Source organism: Streptomyces sp. NPDC001502 (assembly GCF_042894785.1).
GTDB lineage: Bacteria > Actinomycetota > Actinomycetes > Streptomycetales > Streptomycetaceae > Streptomyces > Streptomyces kutzneri.
Genome location: NZ_JBIAVW010000009.1, coordinates 191,877 through 213,785 on the forward strand (window position 1 = coordinate 191,877; position 21,909 = coordinate 213,785).

The following is a 21,909-nucleotide window of genomic DNA, read 5'->3' on the forward strand; positions in this document are numbered from 1 at the left end:
ACGGCGCGGGGCGGGCGAGTTAACCCGTGCGCTTTCGCATTTAGTCGACGCGTTGTTAACCCGCTGTTGTGCAGTCGTTGGGCCGATCACCGAAATTGCGGAATAGCTTCTGCCGCGTGCCAGAACGCAAACGCGTCGCCGTACTCGCCGATTCCGATACGCGATGGAAATGGGGCGCACTCACCGCCCGCCGTCTCGTGCCCGACCACCAGCTCACCGGGTTCCTGCTGCGCGGCCGGGCCACGCCCACCGCGCGCCAGCTCGGCGAGGTGGGGGTACGGGCCGACCGGCTGTCCGAGGTGACCTGCGCCGAGTTCCTCGCCGAGATCGAACGCGAGCGCTACGACGTGGTCGTCCTCGCGCTCGTCGGCGGGGCCGTCCAGGCCGTCCTGCACGGGGCCCGCGCCCTGTGGCCCGCCCCGGCCCGGCGCCCCGTGCTCGTCACCGGCTACGTGGGCGTCGTATACGAGAAGCTCGCCGACGGGCTGCTGCTGCGCCACGGCGCCGACCTCGTCCTCGCCAACTCCCGCCACGACGCGCAGCGCTTCCGCGCCGTGTACGAGGGCGTCGGCGCGGACGCCGCCGCCGTCACCGAGACCGCGCTGCCCTTCCTGGGCGGGGCGCCGTACGAGCCGGCCGGGAGCCGGGCCCACACGGTGGTCTTCGCCGTCCAGCCCTCCGTGCCCGACAGCCGCGCCGACCGCGCCTACCTGCTGGAACGGGCCGCCGGACACGCCCGGCTGCACCCCGACCGGGAAGTGCTGATCAAGCTGCGCAGCAAGCCCGGGGAGCACACCACGCACCTTGAGGAGCAGCCGTACCAGCGGCTCGCGGAGCGGCTCCCCGGCGGACTGCCCGCCAACTGCCGCCTGGTGTACGGGAACATGGGCGAGGTCCTGGACGGCACCGACCTGCTCGTCACCGTCTCCTCCACGGCCGCCCTGGAATCCCTGCACCGGTCCATCCCGACGGCGATCCTCACCGACCTCGGCATCCGAGAGGCCCTCGGCAACCACCACTTCCTCGGTTCCGGCTGCCTGGCCTCCTGGGACCAGATCGACTCCGGCCTCCTCCCGACCGGGGATCCGGTCTGGCTGGCGGCGCAGGGCGTCCTGCCCGCACCGGACGCCGTGCCCGCGCCGGGCGGCGACCCCGTGCCGGGCGCGGACCCCGCGCCGGGAACGGACGCCTACGCCGTCGCCCGGGCCAAGGTCGCCGGGCTGCTCTCCGCGGCCCGGCTCCCCTCGCCCGCCCCGTACTACACGCGCACCACCGCCCCCGGATACCTCCCCGGGATCCTCGCCCGCCACCACCTCGCGCCCGACGGCACCCTGCTGCCCGGCGCGGTGCGCCCGGCCGCGGGGGAGTCCCGGCTGCGCCGCAGGCTCCGCGCCCACCTGCGCGAAGCCGCCCGCGGGGCCTACCGGCACGGCGTGCAGCGCGTGGCCCCGGTGATCCGCAGGCTGGGGGAGCTGTGAGGGTCCTCGCCGTCATCCCGGCCCGCGGCGGCTCCAAGGGAGTCCCGGGCAAGAACCTCGCCGAAGTCGCCGGCACCCCGCTCGTCGCCCGCGCCGTCCTGGCCTGCCGGGCCGCGCCGACCGTCACCGACGTGGTGGTCTCCACCGACTCCGAGGCGATCGCCGCCGCCGCCCGCGCCGCCGGGGCCGACGTCATCGCCCGCCCCACCGCGATCTCCGGCGACACCGCGAGCAGCGAGGCCGCCGTCCTGCACGCGCTCGCCGCCTTCGAGGAACTGCACTCCCTCGCCGTGGACGTGGTCCTCCTCGTCCAGTGCACCAGCCCCTTCCTCGCCACCTCCGACGTCGAGTCGGTCGCCGTGGCCGTCGCCTCCGGGGCGGCCGACTCGGCCCTGACCGTGGCCCCGTTCCACGGGTTCCTCTGGCGGGACGACCCCGACGGCGCCGGGACCGGGGTCAACCACGACCCGGCGTACCGGCCCCGCCGCCAGGACCGGCCGCAGGACCTGCTGGAGACGGGCGCCGCCTACGCCATGGACGCCGCGGGCTTCCGCACCGCCCGGCACCGGTTCTTCGGCCGCACCCTCCCCGTCGCCACCGACCCCGCGCGGGTCCTGGAGATCGACGACCCGCACGACCTGGCCCGCGCCCGACTGCTCGCACCCCTGCTCGACCCGCGCCCCGGAGCACACCCCGCACCGCCCGCCCCGGACCGCGACGCGCACCCCGACCCGCAGCCCGAACCCCAGTCCACACCCCGTACACCCCCGCACCGAAGGACGCCTCCTGCCATGACGACCACCCCCGACTCCCGCCTGCGCACCTTCGGCTCCCGCACCGCGGGCCCCGGCCGCCCCGTCTACGTCGTCGGCGAGATCGGCATCAACCACAACGGCGACCTCGGCAACGCCTTCGCCCTCATCGACGCCGCCGCCGAAGCCGGCTGCGACGCCGTGAAGTTCCAGAAGCGCACCCCGGAGATCTGCACCCCGCGCGACCAGTGGGACATCGAACGCGACACCCCCTGGGGCCGGATGACCTACATCGACTACCGCCACAAGGTCGAGTTCGGCGAGGACGAGTACCGCGCCATCGACGACCACTGCGCCAAGCGCGGCATCGACTGGTTCGCCTCCCCGTGGGACACCGAGGCCGTCGCCTTCCTGGAGAAGTTCGACGTCCCCGCCCACAAGGTGGCCTCCGCCTCCCTCACCGACGACGAGCTGCTGCGCGCCCTGCGCGCCACCGGCCGCACCGTCGTCCTGTCCACCGGCATGTCCACCCCGCAGCAGATCCGCCACGCGGTGGAGGTGCTCGGCAGCGCCAACATCCTGCTCTGCCACGCGACTTCGACGTACCCGGCCAAGGCCGAGGAGCTCAACCTGCGGGTGATCAACACCCTCCGGGAGGAGTACCCGAACGTCCCGATCGGCTACTCCGGCCACGAGACGGGCCTGCAGACCACCCTCGCCGCCGTCGCCCTCGGCGCCACCTTCGTCGAGCGCCACATCACCCTCGACCGCGCGATGTGGGGCTCCGACCAGGCCGCCTCCGTCGAGCCCGGCGGCCTCACCCGTCTGGTCCGCGACATCCGCACCATCGAGACCGCCCTCGGCGACGGCGTCAAGCGCGTCTACGAGTCCGAGCTCGGCCCCATGAAGAAGCTCCGCCGCGTCCAGGGCGAGCTGGCAGCCGTCTGACCTCTCGGTCCCCGCGCGTACGAGATCCGCCCCCTGACAAGGAGTACGTGGTGACCCCCTCCGCCCCCGCCGCCCCCTCCACCCTGGCGTTCGTCGAGAGTCCGGTCCAGCTCCTGAACGTGCTGGAGTGGGCGTACGCGCGCCCCGGAGCGCAGCCGCAGCTGGACGGCGTCCCGCGCCAGCGGGGGCGCCGCGCCGGCGGCGGGGACCTGCCCGGCACCGCCCCCCGGCCGGAGGGCGCCGCGTCCCCCCTGCGGATCGTCGTCCTGCCGCCCACCGACCCGATGTCCCGCGGCCAGCTGCGCCGGGTGGCCGCGCTGGCGCGGGACGAGGGGCACGAGGTCCGGTGGCAGGAGGCGCGCGGCAGCCGGTTCGCGCCGCTGAAGGCGCTCGCCGCGCTGGCGCACGACGTGCGCGCCGCGCGTACGGTCGTCGTCGGCGACCCCTTCTCGCGCTATGTCCAGCTGCTGCTCACCCTCGTGCGCGCCGAGGAGCTCGTGGTGGTCGACGACGGCACCGCCACCATGGAGTTCATGGCCCAGACCGCCCGCGGCGAACGCCTCGTACGGTGGCACCGGGTCGGCGGCGGCGGACTGCCCGGCCGGGTCCGCGAGCTGGCGTACGCACCCGTCTCGGCGACCGCGCGCCGCCGCTTCACCCCGGCCGCGCACCGCGGCCACCGCGTCGAGGTGTTCAGCTCGATGCCCGTCACCGCGCACAGCGGGATGACCCTGCGGATCAACGACTTCGCCTGGACCCGCGCCCGGTTCGGCCCGCCCCGCCTGACCAAGGGAACCGACCTGGTCGGCACCTCGCTCGTGGAGACCGGGGTGGTGGACCCGGACCGCTATCTCGACGCGGTGCGCGCCCTGACCCTGGAGCACGGAGCCACCCGCTACTTCGCCCACCGCCGCGAGTCCCCGGAGAAGCTGCGCGCCCTGAGCCGGGCGACGGGGCTGGAGATCGTGCGCCCGGACCTGCCGCTGGAGCTGATCGCCCGGCGCGGTCCGGTCGGCCGGACGATCGTCAGCTTTCCGTCCACCGTCGTCCACACGCTGCCGTACGCCCTGACCGGTACCGGTGTCACGGTCGCCGTATGCGATGTGGACCCCGCCTGGCTCACCGGGTCCGCCTCCCCGCGCGCCCGCAGCTTCCTCGCGGGGGTCACCGACACCGCCCGTGATGTGCGCAGACTGCCTGCCCAGGCGGCTCCCACGGCCGGATGAGCGCGCGAGTTTACCCCCGGGCGCATCCGGTCATGCGTCCAGAGGCCGGGTTTCTTTCCCCTAACGGCATGAACTTTTGGTGATCCCCGGCCAGTTGACCCGTCCGTGCGCCTACCCTTCAACGGGTGAACCAGTTGATGTCCCGCGAGTCCCAGACCGCCCAGCCCGCCGCGTCCGACCGGCCCGAGCTGCCCGGCAAGCTTCCGGACCACCTGCGTACCGAACTGATCGCCTTCCGCCGGGACTTGCACATGCACCCGGAGCTCGGACACCAGGAATTCCGGACCACCGCGGCGATCAAGGCCCGGTTGGAGAAAGCCGGCCTGCGACCACGGGTACTGAAGTCCGGCACGGGCCTGATCTGTGACGTGGGCACCTGGGACGGGGGCCGGCCGATGCTGGCCCTGCGTGCGGACATCGACGCCCTGCCCATCCCGGATGCCAAGACGCACGTCCCGTACCGCTCGACCTTCGCGGACCGCGCCCACGCCTGCGGCCACGACGTGCACACCGCGGTGGTCCTCGGCGCCGGCCTGGTCCTCGCCGAGCTCGACCGGCAGGGGCTGCTGCCCCGCCCCGTGCGGCTGCTCTTCCAGCCCGCCGAGGAGGTGCTCCCGGGCGGGGCCACCGACGCCATCGAGTCCGGGGTCCTGGACGGTGTCGGCCGGATCGTCGCCGTGCACTGCGACCCCCGGGTCGACGCCGGGCGCATCGGGCTGCGGGCCGGGCCCATCACCTCCGCCTGCGACCGGCTGGAGGTCACCCTCTCCGGCCCCGGCGGGCACACCGCGCGGCCGCACCTGACCACCGACCTGGTGACGGCCGCCGCCCGGGTGGCCGTCGACGCCCCGGCCCTGCTGGCCCGCCGGATGGACGCCCGCTCGGGCATGTCCGTCACCTGGGGCCGGATCGAGGCCGGGCACGCCTGCAACGTCATCCCGATGCACGCCGAGCTCTCGGGAACCGTGCGCTGCCTGGACCTGAACGCCTGGCACGAGGCGCCGGACATGATCCACGCGGCGATCGACGAGATCGCGACCATGCACGGGGCCAAGTTCGAGATCAACCACGTGCGCGGGGTGCCTCCGGTGGTCAACGACCCGGTGATCACCGAGCTGCTGCGGGAGGCGATGGGGGTCCGCTGCGGAGCGGAGTCGGTCGAGGACACCGAGCAGAGCCTGGGCGGGGAGGACTTCTCCTGGTACCTGGAGCACGTTCCGGGCGCGATGGCCCGGCTGGGGGTCCGTGCGCCCGGTGACACCGCCAAGCGTGATCTGCACCGGGGCGACTTCGACGTGGACGAGTCCGCGATCGGCGTCGGCGTGGAGTTCTTCACGGCCGCCGCACTGATCGACGGGCATCGCGCCGTGTCCTCGCGCTAGTCGGCCGGACCGGACTGCTTACAGCATCCGCAGAACTCCTGGCGGGCGTGTCCAGCCCTTGGTACACAAGGGCTGGGCGCGGAAGGAGTCACCAATCGGTCACTGTCCGGTTCACGACGATCCGATAACGACTCATGAACGGGCCTTTAACTGACATCTACGCGCGTTACGATCGCCGCGAAACCAGCGCCGGTCGTGGCGCTTCGGTCAGGTTTTGAAGGAGCCTCCCCTTGCGCCGGATCACCAGGATCGCCACCGTGGGCATCGCGTCCGCGGCGCTGGCCCTCTCGGCCACCGCCTGTGGCGGAAAGAAGTCGTCGGACGCCTCGGCCTCCCCCTCGGAGTCGGGTCAGAAGTCCGCCGCGATCGCATACGACATCGGTGGCCGCGGCGACCAGTCGTTCAACGACGCCGCCTACGCCGGCCTGAAGAAGGCGGAAGGCGATCTGAAGATCAAGACCGCCGAGGCCGAGCCCACCGACGGTGAGGGTGAGGCCGACAAGGTCCAGCGCCTCACCGAGCTCGCCCGCAAGGGCAACAACCCGGTCATCGGCGTCGGCTTCGCCTACGCCCCGGCCATCAAGAAGGTCGCGCCGAAGTTCCCGAACACCACGTTCGGCATCATCGACGACACCTCGGTCACCGGCCCGAACATCGCCAACCTCGTCTTCAACGAGGAGCAGGGCTCCTACCTGGCCGGCGTCGCCGCCGCCAAGGTGTCGAAGACCGGCACGGTCGGCTTCATCGGCGGTGTCGAGGTTCCGCTGATCAAGAAGTTCGAGGCGGGCTTCACCCAGGGCGTCAAGGACACCAACCCGAACGCCAAGGTGCTCTCCGCGTACCTGACGCAGCCGCCGAACTTCGACGGTTTCGCCAAGCCCGACCTCGGCAAGGCCGCCGCGCTGGGCCAGCTCGACGCGGGCGGTGCCGACGTGGTCTACGCCGCCGCCGGTCTGGCCGGTTCCGGTGCCATCGAGGCCGCTTCCTCCAAGGGCAAGTGGGCCATCGGCGTCGACTCCGACCAGTACAACCAGGCCGGTCTGGCGAAGTACAAGGACGCCATCCTGACCTCGGTCACGAAGGACGTCGAGGACTCGGTCTTCAACCTGATCAAGTCGGTCGAGGACGGCAAGCCGACCACCGGCGAGATCCGCTACGGCCTGGACAAGGACGGCGTCGGCCTGGCCGACTCCAACCCGAAGTACAAGGAGATGGCTGACGTCGTCGCCGCGGTCGAGAAGGCCAAGGCCGACATCATCGCCAAGAAGATCACCGTCAAGACCGCGCCGTAAGGCCGTTCCTGACATGTAGTCCTGGTCTCCGGGGTCCGGGAAGCGGTCGTTATCGCTCCCGGGCCCCGAGCCACGTTCTGTGATCACTAGTCTGTGACCAAGTGGCCTGCCTGGCCGCAAGTTTTCACTTCCGACAGTGCTACGCGCGTAGAAGCATCGTGGACGCGATACTTTCACTCCCCGCCCTGTCCCCCCCTGCCTTCCGCTCCTTCCGCGCCAAGGAGAGTGCGTCATCAACGCGTCCAGCCCGCCCCCCGCCGTAGAACTGCACGGCATCACAAAGCGCTTCCCCGGCGTCGTCGCCAACAAGGACATCGCGATCACCGTCCGCAAGGGCACGGTCCATGCCTTGATCGGTGAGAACGGCGCCGGCAAGTCGACTCTGATGAAGATCCTCTACGGCATGCAGAAGCCGGACGAGGGGACCATCGCCATCGACGGGGAGCAGGTCACCTTCAACACCCCCGGCGACGCCATCGCCCGCGGCATCGGCATGGTGCACCAGCACTTCATGCTCGCCGACAACCTCACCGTCCTGGAGAACGTGGTTCTCGGCGGCGAGAAGCTCTACGGCATCGGCGCCAAGGCCCGTAAGAAGATCAAGGAGATCTCGGACGCGTACGGCCTCGGCGTACGCCCCGACGTCCTGGTCGAGGACCTCGGTGTCGCCGACCGGCAGCGCGTGGAGATCCTCAAGGTCCTCTACCGCGGCGCGAAGATCCTCATCCTCGACGAGCCGACCGCAGTGCTCGTGCCGCAGGAGGTGGACGCACTCTTCGACAACCTGCGCGAGCTCAAGTCCGAGGGCCTGACCGTCATCTTCATCTCGCACAAGCTGGGCGAGGTCCTGAAGGTCGCCGACGACATCACCGTCATCCGGCGCGGCACCACGGTCGGCACCGCCGACCCGAAGACCGCCACCACCAAGCAGCTCGCCGAGCTGATGGTCGGCTCCGAGCTGCCGTCGCCCGAGACCCGCGAGTCCACGGTGACGACCACGCCGATGCTGACGGTCGACGGCCTGACCGTCGTGGAGACCGGAGTCGTCGCGCTCGCGCCCGAGGCCTCGGCGCGCTTCGTCATGCCGACCGACTCCTACGTCCACGAGGGCGCGCTGGTCGGCCGGCGGCTGCTCGACGACATCAGCCTCACGATCCACAAGGGCGAGATCCTCGGCATCGCCGGTGTCGAGGGCAACGGCCAGACGGAGCTCATCGAGGCCCTCATGGGCATGATCACCCCCGCCACGGGCGCGATCACGCTGGACGGCCAGGAGATCACCAAGACCTCGGTGCGCAAGCGCCGCGAGGGCGGCATCGGCTACATCCCCGAGGACCGCCACCGCCACGGCCTGCTGCTGGAGTCCCCGCTCTGGGAGAACCGCATCCTCGGTCACGTCACCGAGGCGCCCAACTCCAAGAGGGGCATCCTCGACCCGAAGGCGGCCCGCAAGGACACCGAGCGGATCGTGCGCGAGTACGACGTCCGCACGCCCGGCATCGACGTCACCGCGGCCTCGCTCTCCGGCGGCAACCAGCAGAAGCTGATCGTCGGCCGCGAGATGAGCCACAACCCGAAGTTCCTCATCGCCGCCCACCCCACCCGCGGTGTGGACGTCGGCGCGCAGGCGCAGATCTGGGACGCGATCCGCGAGGCCCGCCGCGAGGGCCTGGCCGTGCTGCTGATCTCCGCGGACCTGGACGAGCTCATCGGCCTGTCCGACACCCTGCGCGTGATCTACCGCGGCCGCCTGGTCGCGGACGCCGACCCCGCGACCGTCACTCCCGAGGAGCTCGGCACCGCGATGACGGGCGCCGCTTCGGGGCACCTGGAAGCAACCGACAACCACTCCGCCGCTGCCGACGGTGACACGACGGAGGACGAGGCCCGATGAAGAAATTCGACAAGGACCGGCTGATGCTCGCCATCGCCGGGCCCGCGCTCGCGCTGGTGGCCGCCTTCGTGCTGACCATGATCGTGCTGGGGGCGACGGGCATCAACCCGATCGAGCCGCTGCGCCTCATGGTCGAGAACGGTGGCTACGAGGACATCCAGGTCCTCATCGTCAACCAGGCCGGCACGTACTACCTGGCAGCCCTGGCCGTCGCCATCGGCTTCCGCATGAACCTCTTCAACATCGGCGTCGACGGCCAGTACCGCCTCGCCGCGATGATCTCCGCCGTGGTCGGTGGCGCCATCGCGCTGCCCGGCCCGCTGCACATCCTGCTGATCGTGATCGTCGCGATGGCGACCGGTGCCTTCTGGGCCGGTATCGCGGGTGTCCTGAAGGCCAAGCGCGGGGTCAGCGAGGTCGTCTCCACGATCATGCTGAACGCCATCGCGACCAGCCTCATCGCCTACCTGCTTCTCCCGAAGAACCTCGGCGTCCAGGTCGAGGGCTCCAACGACCTCACCACCGGTGAGATCGCCCAGTCCGGCTGGTTCCCGGCCCTCTCCCTCGGCGACTCGGGCGAGATCTACGGCTTCACCTTCGTGGCCTTCGCCCTCGGCTTCGTCTACTGGTTCGTGCTCAACCGCACCCGCTTCGGCTTCGACCTGCGCGCCAGTGGCGCGAGCGAGTCCGCCGCCGCGGCCTCCGGTGTCGACTCCAAGAGGATGATCATCACCGCGATGCTCATCTCCGGTGCCGTCGCCGGCCTGTCCGGCATGCCGGTGCTGCTCGGTGAGAGCCACACGTACACCCTCGTCTTCCCCCTGGGTGTCGGCTTCACCGGCATCACCATCGCCCTGCTCGGCCGCAACAGCCCCGTCGGCATCGTCTTCGCCGCACTCCTGATGGCCTTCATCGACAAGGCGTCCGCCGGCCTCGACACGGCCGGCTACGCCAAGGAGATCGGCACGATCATGAAGGGCCTGATCGTGATCGCGGTCGTCGTCTCGTACGAGCTGATCCGTCGCTACGGCCTGCGCCGCCAGCAGCAGAAGGTCGGCGAGGAACTGGCCGCGGGCCACGCCATGAAGACCGAGAAGGAGGTCGCGGCGTGAGCGCCAGCACCGTTTCCACGAAGAAAGCGGCACCCGCCACGGGCGGGCGCAAGAAGCTCACCCTGCCCTGGATCCTGCTGATCATCGCGGGTGGCCTCGCGCTGGTCTCGATGGTCCGCCTGATCTCCGGGGCCAACGACCTGACCTCCGTCGGCCAGGTCTCCGGCGCCCTCTCCCTCGCCGTGCCGATCGGCCTCGCCGGTCTCGGCGGTCTGTGGGCCGAGCGCGCGGGCGTCGTCAACATCGGCCTCGAAGGCATGATGATCCTCGGCACCTGGTTCGGTGCCTGGGCCGGCTACCAGTGGGGTCCGTGGACCGGTGTGCTCGTCGGCATCGCCGGCGGCGCCGTCGGCGGCCTGCTGCACGCGATCATCACGGTGACCTTCAACGTCAACCACATCGTCTCCGGTGTGGCCGTGAACATCCTGGCGCTGGGCTTCACCCAGTACCTGTCGAACTTCACGTTCGCCGAGGCCCCGGGCGGCTCCTCCAAGCAGTCCCCGCAGGTCGAGCCGATCACCAAGATCACTGTCCCAGGGCTCTCCGACTGGATGGGCGACCTCCAGGGCAAGCACTGGTTCTTCGTCTCGGACCTGGCCGGCGTCATCGGCGGTCTGGTCACCGAGATCTCGCTGCTGACCATCGTGGCCCTGCTGCTGATCCCCGGCACCTGGTGGGTGCTGTGGCGGACCTCCTTCGGTCTGCGCCTGCGCTCCTGCGGTGAGAACCCGATCGCCGCCGAGTCGCTCGGTGTCAACGTCTACAAGTACAAGTACATCGCCGTGATCGTCTCGGGCGCCCTCGCGGGCCTCGGTGGCGTGTACCTGTCCGAGGTCGCGAGCCCCATCTACCAGGAGGGCCAGACCGGCGGCCGTGGCTACATCGGTCTCGCCGCGATGATCTTCGGCAACTGGATGCCGGGCGGCATGGCGCTCGGCGCGGGCCTGTTCGGCTTCATCGACAGCCTCAAGCTGCGCGGTGGTGCCGAGAACGTCCACGCGATGCTGCTGCTGATCGCGATCCTGCTCGTCATCGTCTGCGTCTGGCAGCTGTACAAGAAGAAGTACATCCAGGCCGGCGTCGCGGCGGCCTTCGCCGCGCTGCTGTTCCTCTGGTACGCGACGACGGACTCGGTGCCGAGCCAGTTCGTGGACGCTGCCCCGTACCTGACCACGCTGCTCGTGCTCGCCCTGTCGGCGCAGCGCCTGCGCATGCCCAAGGCGGACGGCATGCCGTACCGCAAGGGTCAGGGCAAGTGACCTCCGGCCCGACGGTGGACTGGGAAGCCCTGCGGACGTCCGCCCGGGAAGCGATGACCCGGGCGTACGCCCCGTACTCGGGCTTCCCGGTCGGTGTCGCCGCCCTGGTGGACGACGGCCGCGTCGTGACCGGCTGCAACGTCGAGAACGCCAGCTACGGGCTGGGCCTGTGCGCCGAGTGCGGGCTGGTCTCCTCCCTGCAGGCCACCGGCGGCGGCCGCCTCACGCACTTCACGTGCGTGGACGGCAAGGGCGAGATCCTCGTCCCGTGCGGCCGCTGCCGTCAGCTGCTCTACGAATTCGGCGGCGACGAGCTGCTGGTGGAGACCCCGGACGGGATCCTCCCGCTGGCGGCGATGCTGCCGCAGGCCTTCGGGCCCGACCACCTGAGATAGCCGTGCCGACGGCCCTTCGCCCCTGCCGGGGCGGAGGGCCGTCGTACTTCCGTTCCTGAACCTCTCATCTCCCCCTCTCTATGCGCGTAGAAGGAAGCACCTCATGGACGTCATCTCCGTCATCCGGACCAAGCGGGACCGCGGTGAGCTGAGCCCCGAGCAGATCGACTGGGTCATCGACGCGTACACCCGCGGTGTCGTGGCCGACGAGCAGATGTCGGCGCTGGCGATGGCCATCCTGCTCAACGGCATGAACCGGACCGAGATCGCCCGCTGGACCGCGGCGATGATCGCCTCCGGCGAGCGCATGAACTTCGACTCCCTCTCCCGCCCGACCGCCGACAAGCACTCCACCGGCGGCGTCGGCGACAAGATCACCCTCCCGCTCGCCCCGCTCGTCGCCGCGTGCGGCGCGGCCGTGCCCCAGCTGTCCGGCCGCGGCCTCGGCCACACCGGCGGCACCCTCGACAAGCTGGAGTCCATCCCCGGCTGGCGCGCGCTGCTCTCCAACGAGGAGATGCTGCACGTCCTGGACACCACCGGCGCGGTCATCTGCGCGGCCGGCGACGGCCTGGCCCCCGCGGACAAGAAGCTCTACGCGCTCCGCGACGTCACCGGCACGGTCGAGGCCATCCCGCTGATCGCCTCCTCGATCATGTCGAAGAAGATCGCCGAGGGCACCGGCTCGCTCGTCCTGGACGTCAAGGTCGGCAGCGGCGCCTTCATGAAGAACCTCGCGGACGCGCAGGAGCTGGCCCACACGATGGTCAGCCTCGGCAAGGACAGCGGGGTGAAGACGGTCGCGCTGATCACCGACATGTCGACCCCGCTCGGCCTGACCGCCGGCAACGCCCTCGAGGTCCGCGAGTCGGTCGAGGTCCTGGCCGGCGGCGGCCCCTCGGACGTCGTGGAGCTGACCATCGCGCTGGCCAAGGAGATGCTGGACGCCGCCGGCATCAAGGACGCCGACCCTGCGAAGGCCCTGGCCGACGGCTCCGCGATGGACCACTGGCGCCGGATGATCGCGGCCCAGGGCGGCGACCCGGACGCGACCCTCCCGGTGGCCCGCGAGCAGCACGTGGTCACCGCCCCCGAGTCGGGCGTCCTGACCCGCCTGGACGCGTACGGGGTCGGCGTCGCCGCCTGGCGCCTGGGCGCCGGCCGTGCGCGCAAGGAGGACCCGGTGCAGGCGGGCGCGGGCGTCGAGCTCCACGCGAAGCCGGGCGACATGGTGACGGCGGGCCAGCCGCTGATGACCCTGCACACGGACACCCCGGAGAAGTTCGACTACGCCCTCGCCTCCCTGGCGGGCACGTACGACATCGCCACGGCCGGCACGGCCTTCTCCGCCACTCCGATCGTCCTGGACCGCATCGCCTGACCTGCGGCTTCCCTTTCGGGTGAACGGGACCGGTGGACCCCCACCGGTCCCGTTCGGCATGCTGGGATCGGTGACGAACCGGATGAGGAGCACACCATGAGCGCACTCACCGTCCAGCAGGAGCCGCGGGGCGGCGACAGCTGGGAGGGCCTCGTCCGTCTCTGGGAGGAGACGGACTGGCCCGAGGGCTGCAAGGTGGAGATCATCGAGGGGATCGTCACCGTGGCGCCACCGCCTGTCAATGACCACAACTTGATCGCAGTGTCGGTGCAGCGCCGCCTGTACACCGTGATCCCTGACGACTGGGATGTCTTCCAGACCCTCAACGTGGCCGTGCCCAGCCGTAGCGGGCTCTACATCCCGGACCTCGTGGTCGTTCCCAGGGAAGACGTTCCGGGAGGTGAGAATTACGTTCCTGCGGCCGCCGCCGAGCTCGTCGTCGAAGTCACCTCCAAGTCGAATGCCGTCAACGACCGCGTGTCCAAGCTCAAGGGATGCGCCGCGGCGGGAATCCCGCTCTACCTGCTCATCGACCCGCACGCGAAGGGCAGCCCTACCATCCACCTGTACGGCGAGCCGAGCGGTGGCCAGTACCGCCTTCTGCACGAGGGCAAGTTCGGCGAGGCCGTCCACCTTCCCGAGCCGTTCGACCTCGTCCTCGACACCTTCGGCTTCCCCCGCCCCTGACCTCAGAGCCGCGGCAGGGCCTCGCCCGGCTTCGGCTCCCGGCGCTGGTCCAGCCAGAACAGGTAACCGCGCAGGTAGGACTCCAGGCCGTCGTCGATGTAGGCGATGAAGTCCCGGTGGCCCTGCGCGGCGTCGTGGTAGTGCCCGAGATACTGCGGGTCGTTGTTGTAGCCCCAATGGGGGTGGGTGTCGGCGCCCCAGTCGGCGGCGATCTCGACCGCCCAGGCGCGGATCCGGCCCCGGTCCGCCCACCAGCCGCGGACCGCCCCGGTGGTCCAGTGCTCGTCGCCGTCCCAGTTGTAGCCCTCGCAGAGATCCAGCGAGGCCCCGCACAGCAGGTCGAAGACCTGGGCCTCGTCCGTCGGCTGCCGGAAGACGAACACCCCGCCGAAGCCGCCGCCGTGATCGTCGTCGTAACAGATGTGGTCGGGGGCGTCCAACCGCCCGAGGGCCATCGAATCGGTCTCGCCGGCGTAGAACGGGCCCGGCACGTTGCGCCAGTTCCGCTCCTCCCACGCCCCCCGGAACGACTCGGCCCGCAGGGGGGACCCGGTCTCGGTGAGTCGGCGGGCGGTGGGGAGCGGATCCCAGTAGGCAGGCTTCATCGCGTCATTGTGCGCGGCCGCCGATGAGTTCCGGCGGGCGGGGGAGTCACCCTCTCGTGGAGATCCGACGACTCGTGCTGCCAGGACCCGGACCGGCCGCCCCGCAGGACACCGCGCTGCTGTGCGCCCGGCTGGCCCTGCTCTACGACGGCGGGGCGGGCGCGGTGGTCTGCGACGCCGCCGCGGTGACCGCGCCCGGGCTGGCCGACGTCGAGGTGCTGGCCCGGCTGCGGCTGGCCGCCCGGGGGCGGCCCCTGCGGGTGACCGGGGCCGCGCCCGCCCTGCGGGCCCTACTGGACCTCGTAGGCCTCGTCGAGCTGCTCGGGGAGGCCGAACAGCGGGAACCACCGCGCGGTGTCCAGGAAGGCGTTGAGCCCGACGATCTTGCCGTCTGAGATCTCCAGCACCTGGAGCGCCCACGGGGTGTGGCCCGGCCGCCCGTCCTCGCGCGGACGGTACTGGCCGAAGGCGGGCAGGCCGTTCGCCGTCGTCGGGACGAGCCGGGAGCCCTTGCAGCCGATGCCCTGGTTCAGGTGCCAGGCCGCGATGTCCTCGTGGCCCTGGAGCCACAGGTCGAACGGCGGCATCGAGAGCACCGCGTCCTCGTGGAGGAGGGTGGTGAGCCGCGCGATGTCGTAGGCCTCGAAGGCGGAGAGGTACCGCTCCAGCAGCTTCGCCTGGTCCGCGTCGAGCGGATCCGCGGGGTCGCTGTCGCGCAGCGACTGCCCGGCCAGGGTGGCCCGCGCCCGCTGGAGGGCGCTGTTCACCGAGGCCGTCGTGGTCTCCAGGAGCCGGGCCACCTCGTCGGCCTTCCAGGCCAGCACCTCGCGCAGGATGAGCACCGCCCGCTGCTTCGCCGGCAGGTGCTGGAGCGCCGCGACGAAGGCCAGGCGCACGGATTCCTTCGCCAGCGCCATCTCCGCCGGGTCGGCGGTCTGCGGCAGCACCCGGCCGTCCGGGACCGGCTCCAGCCAGGTCACCTCGGGGCGCTCGTTGAGCACGGCGGAGGCCTGGTGCTGCGGGGCGCTCAGGTCCATCGGGCGGGCCCGCCTGTTCCCGGCGTTCAGCAGGTCCAGGCAGACGTTGGTGGCGATCCGGTACAGCCACGACCGCAGCGAGGAGCGGCCCTCGAACGTGGCGTGGCTGCGCCAGGCGCGGATGTACGTGTCCTGCACCGCGTCCTCGGCGTCGAAGGACGAGCCGAGCATGCGGTAGCAGTAGCCGGTGAGCTCGACCCGGTACCGGTCCATCGCGGTGTCGAGGTCCATATCGGTGGCGAGGTCGCTCATGTCCGTCCATCCCCCTGGTCGTTCCGCTCCTTCGGAACCTACCGGAGGGGTCTGACAACGGCAGCCGGAAGCGCCGGACCGCCCTATTTATGTCGCCATCAAGTTTCTTGACGTCAAGATTAATCTGCGGCAGGCTTCCGTCATGTATCTCGACGTCGAGATACATGACGGTGGGCACGGTCGACACGGGGGACTGGGATGCGGCGCGGCAGGCGGATGCGGACGGCACGGCAGGGGGACGGCGGTCTGCTGGCGCAACTGCGCCGGCCGCCCGGCGGCCGTGATGCGCGGATCATGCTCCTCACCCAGGCGCTGGACCGAGCGGGTACCGGTGTGTGGGCCGCGTCCTCCGTCCTCTACTTCACCTTCGTCGTCGGCCTCGACGCCGGGCAGCTGGGCCTGCTGCTGGGTGCGGCCGGGGTGGCGGGCATCGCCGGATCGCCGCTGGCGGGCCACCTCGCCGACCGGTTCCAGGTGCGCACCCTGCTGATCGGATGCCACCTCCTCCGCCTCGGGGCCCTCTGCGTGCTGCTGGTGGTCACCGACTTCGGCCTGCTGATGCTCCTGTTCGCCGTCACCCACCTGGGAGACCGGGCGGCCAAGACGCTGGAGATGCTCTTCGCCACCCGGGTCGCGGGCGAGCGGCGCTCCACCTACCAGGCGCTGTCGCGCAGTTCGGCGAACGCCGGATACGCCCTCGGCGCGGGCCTCGCCGTCATCGGACTGGCCGTCGGCACCCGGGGCGCCTATCAGGTGCTGATCCTGGCCAACGCCCTGTCGTTCCTCGTGGCCGCAGCCCTGGTGTGGCGCACCCAGGAGCCGCACGGCCGCGGGCTCGTGGTCGCACGGCCCGGGGCGGAGGAAGGCGCTCCGGTGGCCGGGCTTAGCCCCTGGCGGGACCGCGGCTACCTGCGGTTCGTCCTGCTGGACATCCCGATGAACCTGGACGACTCGATCCTCGGCGTCGGCGTGCCGCTGTGGCTCGTCGGCCACACCGCGGCCCCGCACGCCCTGATCCCGGCCTTCCTGGTCATCAACACCGTGCTCGTCGTCGCCCTGCAGCTACGGGTGTCGGCGCGGGTCCGGGACGCCCGCCAGGCGACGGGCGCGGTCGGCCTGTACGGCCTGACGACGCTCGCCTGCTGCCTCTTCCTGGCCACCGCCCCCGCGGGCGGGGCCTGGGCCGCCTCGGCGGCCCTGCTCGCCGCGGCCGTGCTGGCCACCGCGGCGGAGCTGATGCGCTCGGTGAGCTCCTGGGAACTGGCGGTCTCCCTCGCGCCGCAGGAGGCTCGCGCCTCGTACCTCGGCGTGGCCGGCATGGCCCAGTCCGTCCAGAAGTCCGCGGGCCCGCTGCTGCTCACCGGCGCGGTGATGGCGGCCGGCCCGGCCGGCTGGCTGGCCCTCGGGGCCGGGGTGGCGGGCCTGTCCCTCGTCCAACGCCGCTCCGCCCAGCGGCGGTTGGCCCGCCTGAGCGCCGAGCCCGCGCCCGCGCCCTCGCCCGCCCCCTCCGAGCCTGTAGCCCCGCCGGCCTAGCTAGGTGCCGGGCTTGCGCCCGTACACGTAGACGTCCTCGCCCTGCCCCAGCAGGTTCCAGTACGCCTTGGCGTCGGCGGAGCGCATGTTCACGCAGCCGCCCGAACCGGGCGGGTTCCACATGCTCTTGGTGGTCGAGTGGAAGGCGATGCCGCCGTCGAAGAACTGCGCGTACGGCATCGAGACGTTGTAGAGCGTCGACCAGTGGTCGATGTTCCGGTAGTAGATCTTCTTCAAGCCGGTGCGCGTCTCCGTGCCGTCCTTGCCGGTGCGGACCGGGACGGGCCCGTACTTCAGGGTGGCGCCGTCCTGGATCCAGCTGAGCTGCCGCGTCAGGTCGACGCAGGCGATCCGCCCCCGGTTCACCGGGCAGGCACCCGCCTTGTTCGGCGTGCTGCCGGCCGCCCGCTGGGCCAGCATCGTGCTCATCGTCTGCCAGGTCAGCGGCCCGGCGTAGCCCTGGGTCGGGGTGATCCCGTGGCTCGCCTGGAAGGACCGGATCGCCGTGCAGTCGGCCGCCGACTGCTTCCCGTCCACCGGCCGGCCGAGGAACTGCTCGACCTGCCGCTGGTACGGCCCGGTGGTGAGGTTGCAGGAGACGGCGGCCTGCGCCGCCCCGCCTCCCGCGACCACCACCGGCAGCGCCAGCGCGACCGCCCCGCCCAGCACCGCCGCCCGCGCCCCGAACCTCGTACCCATCCGGTCCTCCCCTGCTCGCACAGCATGTCCTCCGTGTTGAATGCCCGGAAAACAAGCAGGGGTTGCCTACGGCGGGGGCGTAGATTTCGTCAGCGCGCGCCCACGGCCGACGCCGGCATCCGCCGCTCCGCGCGCGCCGCGTGGGACCCATACAGGGTGATCGACACGACGCCGAGCACCGCCAGCAGCGCGATGCCGACCGTGGCCGCCCAACCGGCCCCGTGGTAGGCCAGGGCGCCCAGGGTGCCACCGGCGCTGGAGCCGAGGTAGTACGCCGACTGGTAGAGCGCCGAGGCCTGCGCCCGGCCCGTCTTCGCCGTCCGGCTCACCGCGGCCGAGGCCACCGCGTGCCCCGCGAAGAAGCCCGCCGTGATCAGGACCAGCCCGAGCACGATCACCGCCAGGGAGTCGGACAGCGACAGCAGCAGCCCGAGCGCCGTCGTCGTCACGGCCAGGTACAGCGCGCCGCGCCGCCCGGTACGGGCGACCAGCTTGCCGGCGGCGGCCGAGGAGACCGTGCCGACCAGGTAGATCAGGAAGATCGACCCGACCACGCCCTGCCCGAGCGAGAACGGCTCGTCCACCAGCCGGTAGCCGATCACGGTGTAGACCGCGCCGAAGACCGTCATGAACAGCGCGCCGATCCCGTACAGACGCAGCAGCAGCGGGTCGCGCAGGTGCCCTGCGACGGTACGGCCCACCGCGCGCGGGTTCAGCGACGCCGGGCGGAAGAACCGCGCCCGCGGCAGCAGCACCAGGAAGGCCACGGCGCACGCCAGCGCCATCAGGGCGACGGCCAGCAGGCCCGCCCGCCAGCCCCACAGCTGAGCCGCCCAGCCGGTGACGAGCCGGCCGCTCATCCCGCCGATGGAGTTCCCCGCCACGAACAGGCCGATCGCGGCCACCAGAGCCTTCGGCTTGACCTCCTCCGCCAGGTACGCCATCGCGGAGGCCGGGATCCCGGCGATCGCCGCGCCCTGGACGGCGCGCAGCGCCACCAGCCACTCCACGTTCGGCGCGAACGGCACCAGCAGACCGACGCCGACGGCGATCACCATCGAGTACGTCATCATCCGGGTGCGGCCGAACCGCTCGGACAGCGCGCTCAGCGGGAGGACGAACAGCGCGAGCGCGCCGGTGGCCGCCGACACCGTCCAGCTGGCCTGGCCCGCCGTCACCCCGAAGCCGGCGGAGATCGCGGGCAACAGCGCCTGGGTGGAGTAGAGGAGGGCGAACGTCGCGAGTCCGGCGGCGAAGAGCGCGAGGCTCATCCGGCGGTAGCCGGGGCGGCCGGGGGAGAGGGGCTGCGGTGCGGGGGACGACGGGGTGGAGGCACCCGGGATGACGGGTGCCCCGGTATGAACGGGAGGCATGCTTCGACGGTAGGCCTGTCTTTTTCATGCGTCCAATGCACGGAATCGCAATAATCAATCCACTGCTGCATCAACCCAGCTCAGGAGCGTGGATGTCAATGAACCGTTACGAAGAAGACATGGCCGTGACAACCTTGCTGGCGCCACGGCTGGCCCATTTCGTCGCCGTCGCCCGCCACGAGCACGTCACCCGCGCCGCCCACGAGCTGGGCGTCCCGCAGTCCACCCTGTCCCGCGCCATGGTCCGGCTCGAACAGGACCTGGGCGTCACGCTGTTCGCCCGCAAGGGCCGTACGGTCGCCCTCACCACGGCCGGCCGCACCTTCCTGGCCTCGGCCGAGCAGGCCCTCACGGAGATCGGCCGCGCCGCCGAATCCGTGCAGCAGGACGCCGATCCGGCGGCCGGCAAGGTGGCCTTCGGCTTCCTGCACACCCTCGGGTCCGAGACCGTACCCGGCCTCATCCGCGCCTTCCGCGCCGACCACCCGCGCATCCGCTTCTCCCTCGTCCAGAACTACGGCGAGGCCATGCTGGAGAAGCTCCGGGCCGGCGAACTCGACCTGTGCCTGACCTCTCCGCTGCCGGACGCCCCCGACCTGGTCGCCCGGCGCCTCGACGAACAGCGGCTGCGGCTGGTGGTCCCGGACGACCACCGGCTCGCGACCCGCAAGCGCATCCGCCTCGCCGAGGCCGCCGAGGAAACCTTCGTCACCCTGGAGCCCGGCTACGGCATGCGCCGCATCACCGACGACCTGTGCGCGGAGGCCGGGTTCACCCCGAAGGTCGCCTTCGAGGGCGAGGAGGCCGAGACCCTGCGCGGCCTGGTCGCCGCCGGCCTCGGCGTGGCCCTGCTGCCGCCCCCGGCCGTGGCCCGCCCCGGCGTGGTCGAGCTGACGGTCACCGCCCCGCGGGCCGTCCGCGAGATCGGCCTCGCCTGGCTCGACGGCCACCCCGACACCCCGCCGGTGGCGGAGTTCAAGCGCTTCCTGCTCTCCCGCCGCGGCCGCCTGATCCCCGAACTGGAACCCCTGCCCTAGCCGGGCCACTGCCGACCGACCTACCCCGCCCGGTCCGGCCAACTCCACATTCCAGCCTCGCCGGCGTTTGAGGCGCGGGGTCTGGGGCGGAGCCCCAGGAAACCCGGCTCCGCCGGGCAGGGGGGGGGGGGGGCCGCCCCCCGCGCCCCCCCCCCGCGGCGGGGGGGGGGGGGCGGGGGGGCGGGGGGCGGCCCCCCCCCCCCCCCGAAACCCGGCTCCGCCGGGCACCGGGCTCGGCCCGGACCCGCGCCTCAAACGCCGGCGAGGCTGGGTTTGGCTCCGGCGAGGCTGGATACGGCCCCCGGCGGGGCTGGGTGCCCCTGAGGCAGGCTGGATTGGCCTCGGGCGTTACGGGCCCGGCGGTCGGGGCGGGGACAGCAAGTAGCCCGCCTGGAAGCGGGACTTGGCGCCCACCGCTCGCATGATCTCGGCGATGTGCCGCTGGCAGGTCCGCTCCGACATGCCCAGCCGGCGCGCGATCACCTTGTCCTCCAGCCCCTCCGACAGCAGCCGGACGATCGTCTGCCGCAGCTCGTCCGAGATCGACCGGGCCGCCTCCGGGCTCACCGACATGGGGAAGGGCTCCGCACCCACCCAGGAGCGTTCGAAGGCCGCCGTCATGAAGTGCACGACACTCGGCTCCCGCACCACCAGCGCCGCCCCGCTGCGGTCCGGCACCGCCATCAGCCCCGTGTGGTCGTCGAAGATCAGCATCCGCATCAGCCCGTCGCCCAGGGTCCGTACCTGGGCGCCCAGCGCCGTCACCCGCTCGACGTACGCCGCCGTGGGGCGTGAGTAGCGTGCCGTGTGCTGGTAGATCGTGCGCATCCGGACCCCGCGCGTCAGCAGTGACTCGTCCCGCCCGATCGACTCCTCCAGCGTCTCCAGCGGGCGGCCCCCACCCGGCTGCGAGGTCAGCAGCTCCCGCTCGCACGCCGCGACCAGTTCCGCGATCAGCCCCCGCACCGCCCCGAGGTCCGTGACCAGCTCCAGCCGGCCCGATGCGCTGAGGTCCCGGTGCGCGGTCCCCGCCTCGTACGCCGGCACCAGCGCCTCCAGCCGCCCGCGCAGCCGGTCCATCTCGTCGTGGGTCTCCCGTACGAGCAGGGCCAGCGGGGCCAGGGCCCGGGCCGCCGCGGCCCGGGGGGCCACCGCGCTCCAGCGGTCCGGGTCGTCGCCCGGGGCCCGCTGGAGCAGATGCGCGGCCGCCAGCTCGGTGATCGCGGCGGCCGCGCGTACGCCCAGGGCCCCGGTGGCCTCGCACAGGTCAAAGGCGTGCCGCTCGACGGCGTACGCGTACAGGCGCCGGGCGGCGGGGCTCAGCTCCCCGGCAGTTCCGGCCGGCCCGGATTCCTCGGGAGGCATATGCGTATGCGTCCCGAGTTGTGCCCATTTATAAACCCCTCGTGTTCCCGCAAGGCGGCAAGACGACGCCTGGACGGCCACCATCGGCATATGCCGAAGAGGCACAGTGGCAACACGGCGTGAGGGGGAAGCGCGGTATGCGGCAGCGGACACCCAGGCGAGCACGGGGGCCCGTGTCCTGCTGAGCCCGCGGCCCGCCGTG

At 71.8% G+C, this 21,909-nt stretch carries 19 protein-coding genes and 1 pseudogene; 15 read left to right on the top strand and 5 right to left on the bottom strand.

The window, feature by feature from the left end; genetic code table 11:
• Positions 1-116 precede the first annotated feature (116 nt).
• The 12 genes and pseudogenes from ACFY0D_RS18110 to ACFY0D_RS18165 all read left to right on the top strand — a co-directional run bounded on the left by ACFY0D_RS18110 (position 117) and on the right by ACFY0D_RS18165 (position 13,806).
• On the top strand, positions 117-1,478 hold the full coding sequence (locus tag ACFY0D_RS18110; protein WP_390799211.1) for a DUF6716 putative glycosyltransferase: 1,362 nt from the start codon (positions 117-119) through the stop codon (positions 1,476-1,478).
• Positions 1,475-1,843 (top strand): annotated as a pseudogene (locus ACFY0D_RS18115) (cytidylyltransferase domain-containing protein); the annotation flags it as partial. The gene ACFY0D_RS18110 and the pseudogene ACFY0D_RS18115, both read left to right, overlap by 4 nt.
• A 426-nt stretch (positions 1,844-2,269) precedes the next feature.
• A complete protein-coding gene (locus ACFY0D_RS18120; protein WP_390799341.1) occupies positions 2,270-3,178 on the top strand; it encodes an N-acetylneuraminate synthase family protein in 909 nt (302 codons plus the stop codon).
• Between the two features lie 50 nt (positions 3,179-3,228).
• A complete protein-coding gene (locus tag ACFY0D_RS18125) occupies positions 3,229-4,404 on the top strand; it encodes a hypothetical protein (RefSeq protein WP_390799212.1) in 1,176 nt (391 codons plus the stop codon).
• A gap of 137 nt (positions 4,405-4,541) precedes the next feature.
• Positions 4,542-5,786: an amidohydrolase gene (locus ACFY0D_RS18130; RefSeq protein ID WP_390799342.1), complete on the top strand. Its 1,245-nt coding sequence runs from the start codon at positions 4,542-4,544 to the stop codon at positions 5,784-5,786.
• 230 nt (positions 5,787-6,016) lie between these two features.
• Entirely contained in the window at positions 6,017-7,078 is a 1,062-nt protein-coding gene (locus ACFY0D_RS18135; RefSeq protein ID WP_390799213.1) for a BMP family protein, read from the top strand.
• Positions 7,079-7,310: 232 nt separating this feature from the next.
• Positions 7,311-8,972: an ABC transporter ATP-binding protein gene (locus ACFY0D_RS18140; protein WP_390799343.1), complete on the top strand. Its 1,662-nt coding sequence runs from the start codon at positions 7,311-7,313 to the stop codon at positions 8,970-8,972.
• Entirely contained in the window at positions 8,969-10,084 is a 1,116-nt protein-coding gene (locus tag ACFY0D_RS18145; RefSeq protein WP_390799214.1) for an ABC transporter permease, read from the top strand. Before ACFY0D_RS18140 ends, ACFY0D_RS18145 begins: the two co-directional genes overlap by 4 nt.
• A complete protein-coding gene (locus tag ACFY0D_RS18150) occupies positions 10,081-11,343 on the top strand; it encodes an ABC transporter permease (protein WP_390799215.1) in 1,263 nt (420 codons plus the stop codon). The genes ACFY0D_RS18145 and ACFY0D_RS18150 overlap by 4 nt, the downstream gene beginning before the upstream one ends.
• Complete coding sequence (locus ACFY0D_RS18155) at positions 11,340-11,738, top strand: cytidine deaminase (protein WP_373042655.1); 399 nt, start codon at positions 11,340-11,342, stop codon at positions 11,736-11,738. The genes ACFY0D_RS18150 and ACFY0D_RS18155 overlap by 4 nt, the downstream gene beginning before the upstream one ends.
• 103 nt (positions 11,739-11,841) lie before the next feature.
• Positions 11,842-13,119 (top strand): thymidine phosphorylase, encoded by a 1,278-nt coding sequence (locus ACFY0D_RS18160; RefSeq protein WP_390799216.1) that lies wholly within the window; start codon positions 11,842-11,844, stop codon positions 13,117-13,119.
• Between the two features lie 96 nt (positions 13,120-13,215).
• Positions 13,216-13,806: a Uma2 family endonuclease gene (locus ACFY0D_RS18165; protein ID WP_390799217.1), complete on the top strand. Its 591-nt coding sequence runs from the start codon at positions 13,216-13,218 to the stop codon at positions 13,804-13,806.
• 2 nt (positions 13,807-13,808) lie between these two features.
• Here ACFY0D_RS18165 and ACFY0D_RS18170 read toward each other — a convergent pair whose 3' ends face one another.
• Complete coding sequence (locus tag ACFY0D_RS18170; RefSeq protein ID WP_390799218.1) at positions 13,809-14,411, bottom strand: hypothetical protein; 603 nt, start codon at positions 14,409-14,411, stop codon at positions 13,809-13,811.
• A 56-nt stretch (positions 14,412-14,467) separates the two neighbouring features.
• Here ACFY0D_RS18170 and ACFY0D_RS18175 point away from each other — a divergent pair, with 56 nt between their 5' ends.
• On the top strand, positions 14,468-14,806 hold the full coding sequence (locus tag ACFY0D_RS18175) for an STAS domain-containing protein (RefSeq protein WP_382539979.1): 339 nt from the start codon (positions 14,468-14,470) through the stop codon (positions 14,804-14,806).
• On the opposite strand, the gene ACFY0D_RS18180 is transcribed toward ACFY0D_RS18175, so the two are convergent.
• Positions 14,702-15,700, bottom strand: coding sequence for a sigma-70 family RNA polymerase sigma factor (locus ACFY0D_RS18180; protein WP_390799219.1), 999 nt, complete (start codon positions 15,698-15,700; stop codon positions 14,702-14,704). The genes ACFY0D_RS18175 and ACFY0D_RS18180 overlap by 105 nt on opposite strands.
• Before the next feature lie 216 nt (positions 15,701-15,916).
• On the opposite strand from ACFY0D_RS18180, the gene ACFY0D_RS18185 reads away from it, so the two are divergent.
• Complete coding sequence (locus tag ACFY0D_RS18185; RefSeq protein ID WP_390799220.1) at positions 15,917-17,233, top strand: MFS transporter; 1,317 nt, start codon at positions 15,917-15,919, stop codon at positions 17,231-17,233.
• Here ACFY0D_RS18185 and ACFY0D_RS18190 read toward each other — a convergent pair whose 3' ends face one another.
• Together ACFY0D_RS18190 and ACFY0D_RS18195 are read right to left on the bottom strand one after the other, a co-directional pair.
• Positions 17,234-17,932: a L,D-transpeptidase family protein gene (locus ACFY0D_RS18190; protein ID WP_390799221.1), complete on the bottom strand. Its 699-nt coding sequence runs from the start codon at positions 17,930-17,932 to the stop codon at positions 17,234-17,236.
• Positions 17,933-18,021: 89 nt separating this feature from the next.
• Entirely contained in the window at positions 18,022-19,305 is a 1,284-nt protein-coding gene (locus ACFY0D_RS18195) for an MFS transporter (RefSeq protein ID WP_390799222.1), read from the bottom strand.
• Positions 19,306-19,367: 62 nt separating this feature from the next.
• Here ACFY0D_RS18195 and ACFY0D_RS18200 point away from each other — a divergent pair, with 62 nt between their 5' ends.
• Positions 19,368-20,342, top strand: coding sequence for a LysR family transcriptional regulator (locus tag ACFY0D_RS18200; RefSeq protein WP_390799344.1), 975 nt, complete (start codon positions 19,368-19,370; stop codon positions 20,340-20,342).
• A 348-nt stretch (positions 20,343-20,690) separates the two neighbouring features.
• Here ACFY0D_RS18200 and ACFY0D_RS18205 read toward each other — a convergent pair whose 3' ends face one another.
• Positions 20,691-21,707, bottom strand: a complete 1,017-nt coding sequence (locus tag ACFY0D_RS18205; RefSeq protein WP_390799223.1) for a LuxR C-terminal-related transcriptional regulator — start codon at positions 21,705-21,707, stop codon at positions 20,691-20,693.
• Positions 21,708-21,909: the final 202 nt, after the last annotated feature.

Bases quoted from the DNA above. Each gene is read 5' to 3' on its own strand.
- ACFY0D_RS18195 (WP_390799222.1), bottom strand. From the start codon at position 19,305: ATGCCTCCCGTTCATACCGGGGCACCCGTCATCCCGGGTGCCTCCACC.
- ACFY0D_RS18145 (WP_390799214.1), top strand. From the start codon at position 8,969: ATGAAGAAATTCGACAAGGACCGGCTGATGCTCGCCATCGCCGGGCCC.
- ACFY0D_RS18165 (WP_390799217.1), top strand. From the start codon at position 13,216: ATGAGCGCACTCACCGTCCAGCAGGAGCCGCGGGGCGGCGACAGCTGG.
- ACFY0D_RS18190 (WP_390799221.1), bottom strand. From the start codon at position 17,932: ATGGGTACGAGGTTCGGGGCGCGGGCGGCGGTGCTGGGCGGGGCGGTC.
- ACFY0D_RS18120 (WP_390799341.1), top strand. From the start codon at position 2,270: ATGACGACCACCCCCGACTCCCGCCTGCGCACCTTCGGCTCCCGCACC.
- ACFY0D_RS18205 (WP_390799223.1), bottom strand. From the start codon at position 21,707: ATGCCTCCCGAGGAATCCGGGCCGGCCGGAACTGCCGGGGAGCTGAGC.
- ACFY0D_RS18130 (WP_390799342.1), top strand. From the start codon at position 4,542: ATGTCCCGCGAGTCCCAGACCGCCCAGCCCGCCGCGTCCGACCGGCCC.
- ACFY0D_RS18160 (WP_390799216.1), top strand. From the start codon at position 11,842: ATGGACGTCATCTCCGTCATCCGGACCAAGCGGGACCGCGGTGAGCTG.
- ACFY0D_RS18180 (WP_390799219.1), bottom strand. From the start codon at position 15,700: ATGAGCGACCTCGCCACCGATATGGACCTCGACACCGCGATGGACCGG.
- ACFY0D_RS18170 (WP_390799218.1), bottom strand. From the start codon at position 14,411: ATGAAGCCTGCCTACTGGGATCCGCTCCCCACCGCCCGCCGACTCACC.
- ACFY0D_RS18185 (WP_390799220.1), top strand. From the start codon at position 15,917: ATGCGGACGGCACGGCAGGGGGACGGCGGTCTGCTGGCGCAACTGCGC.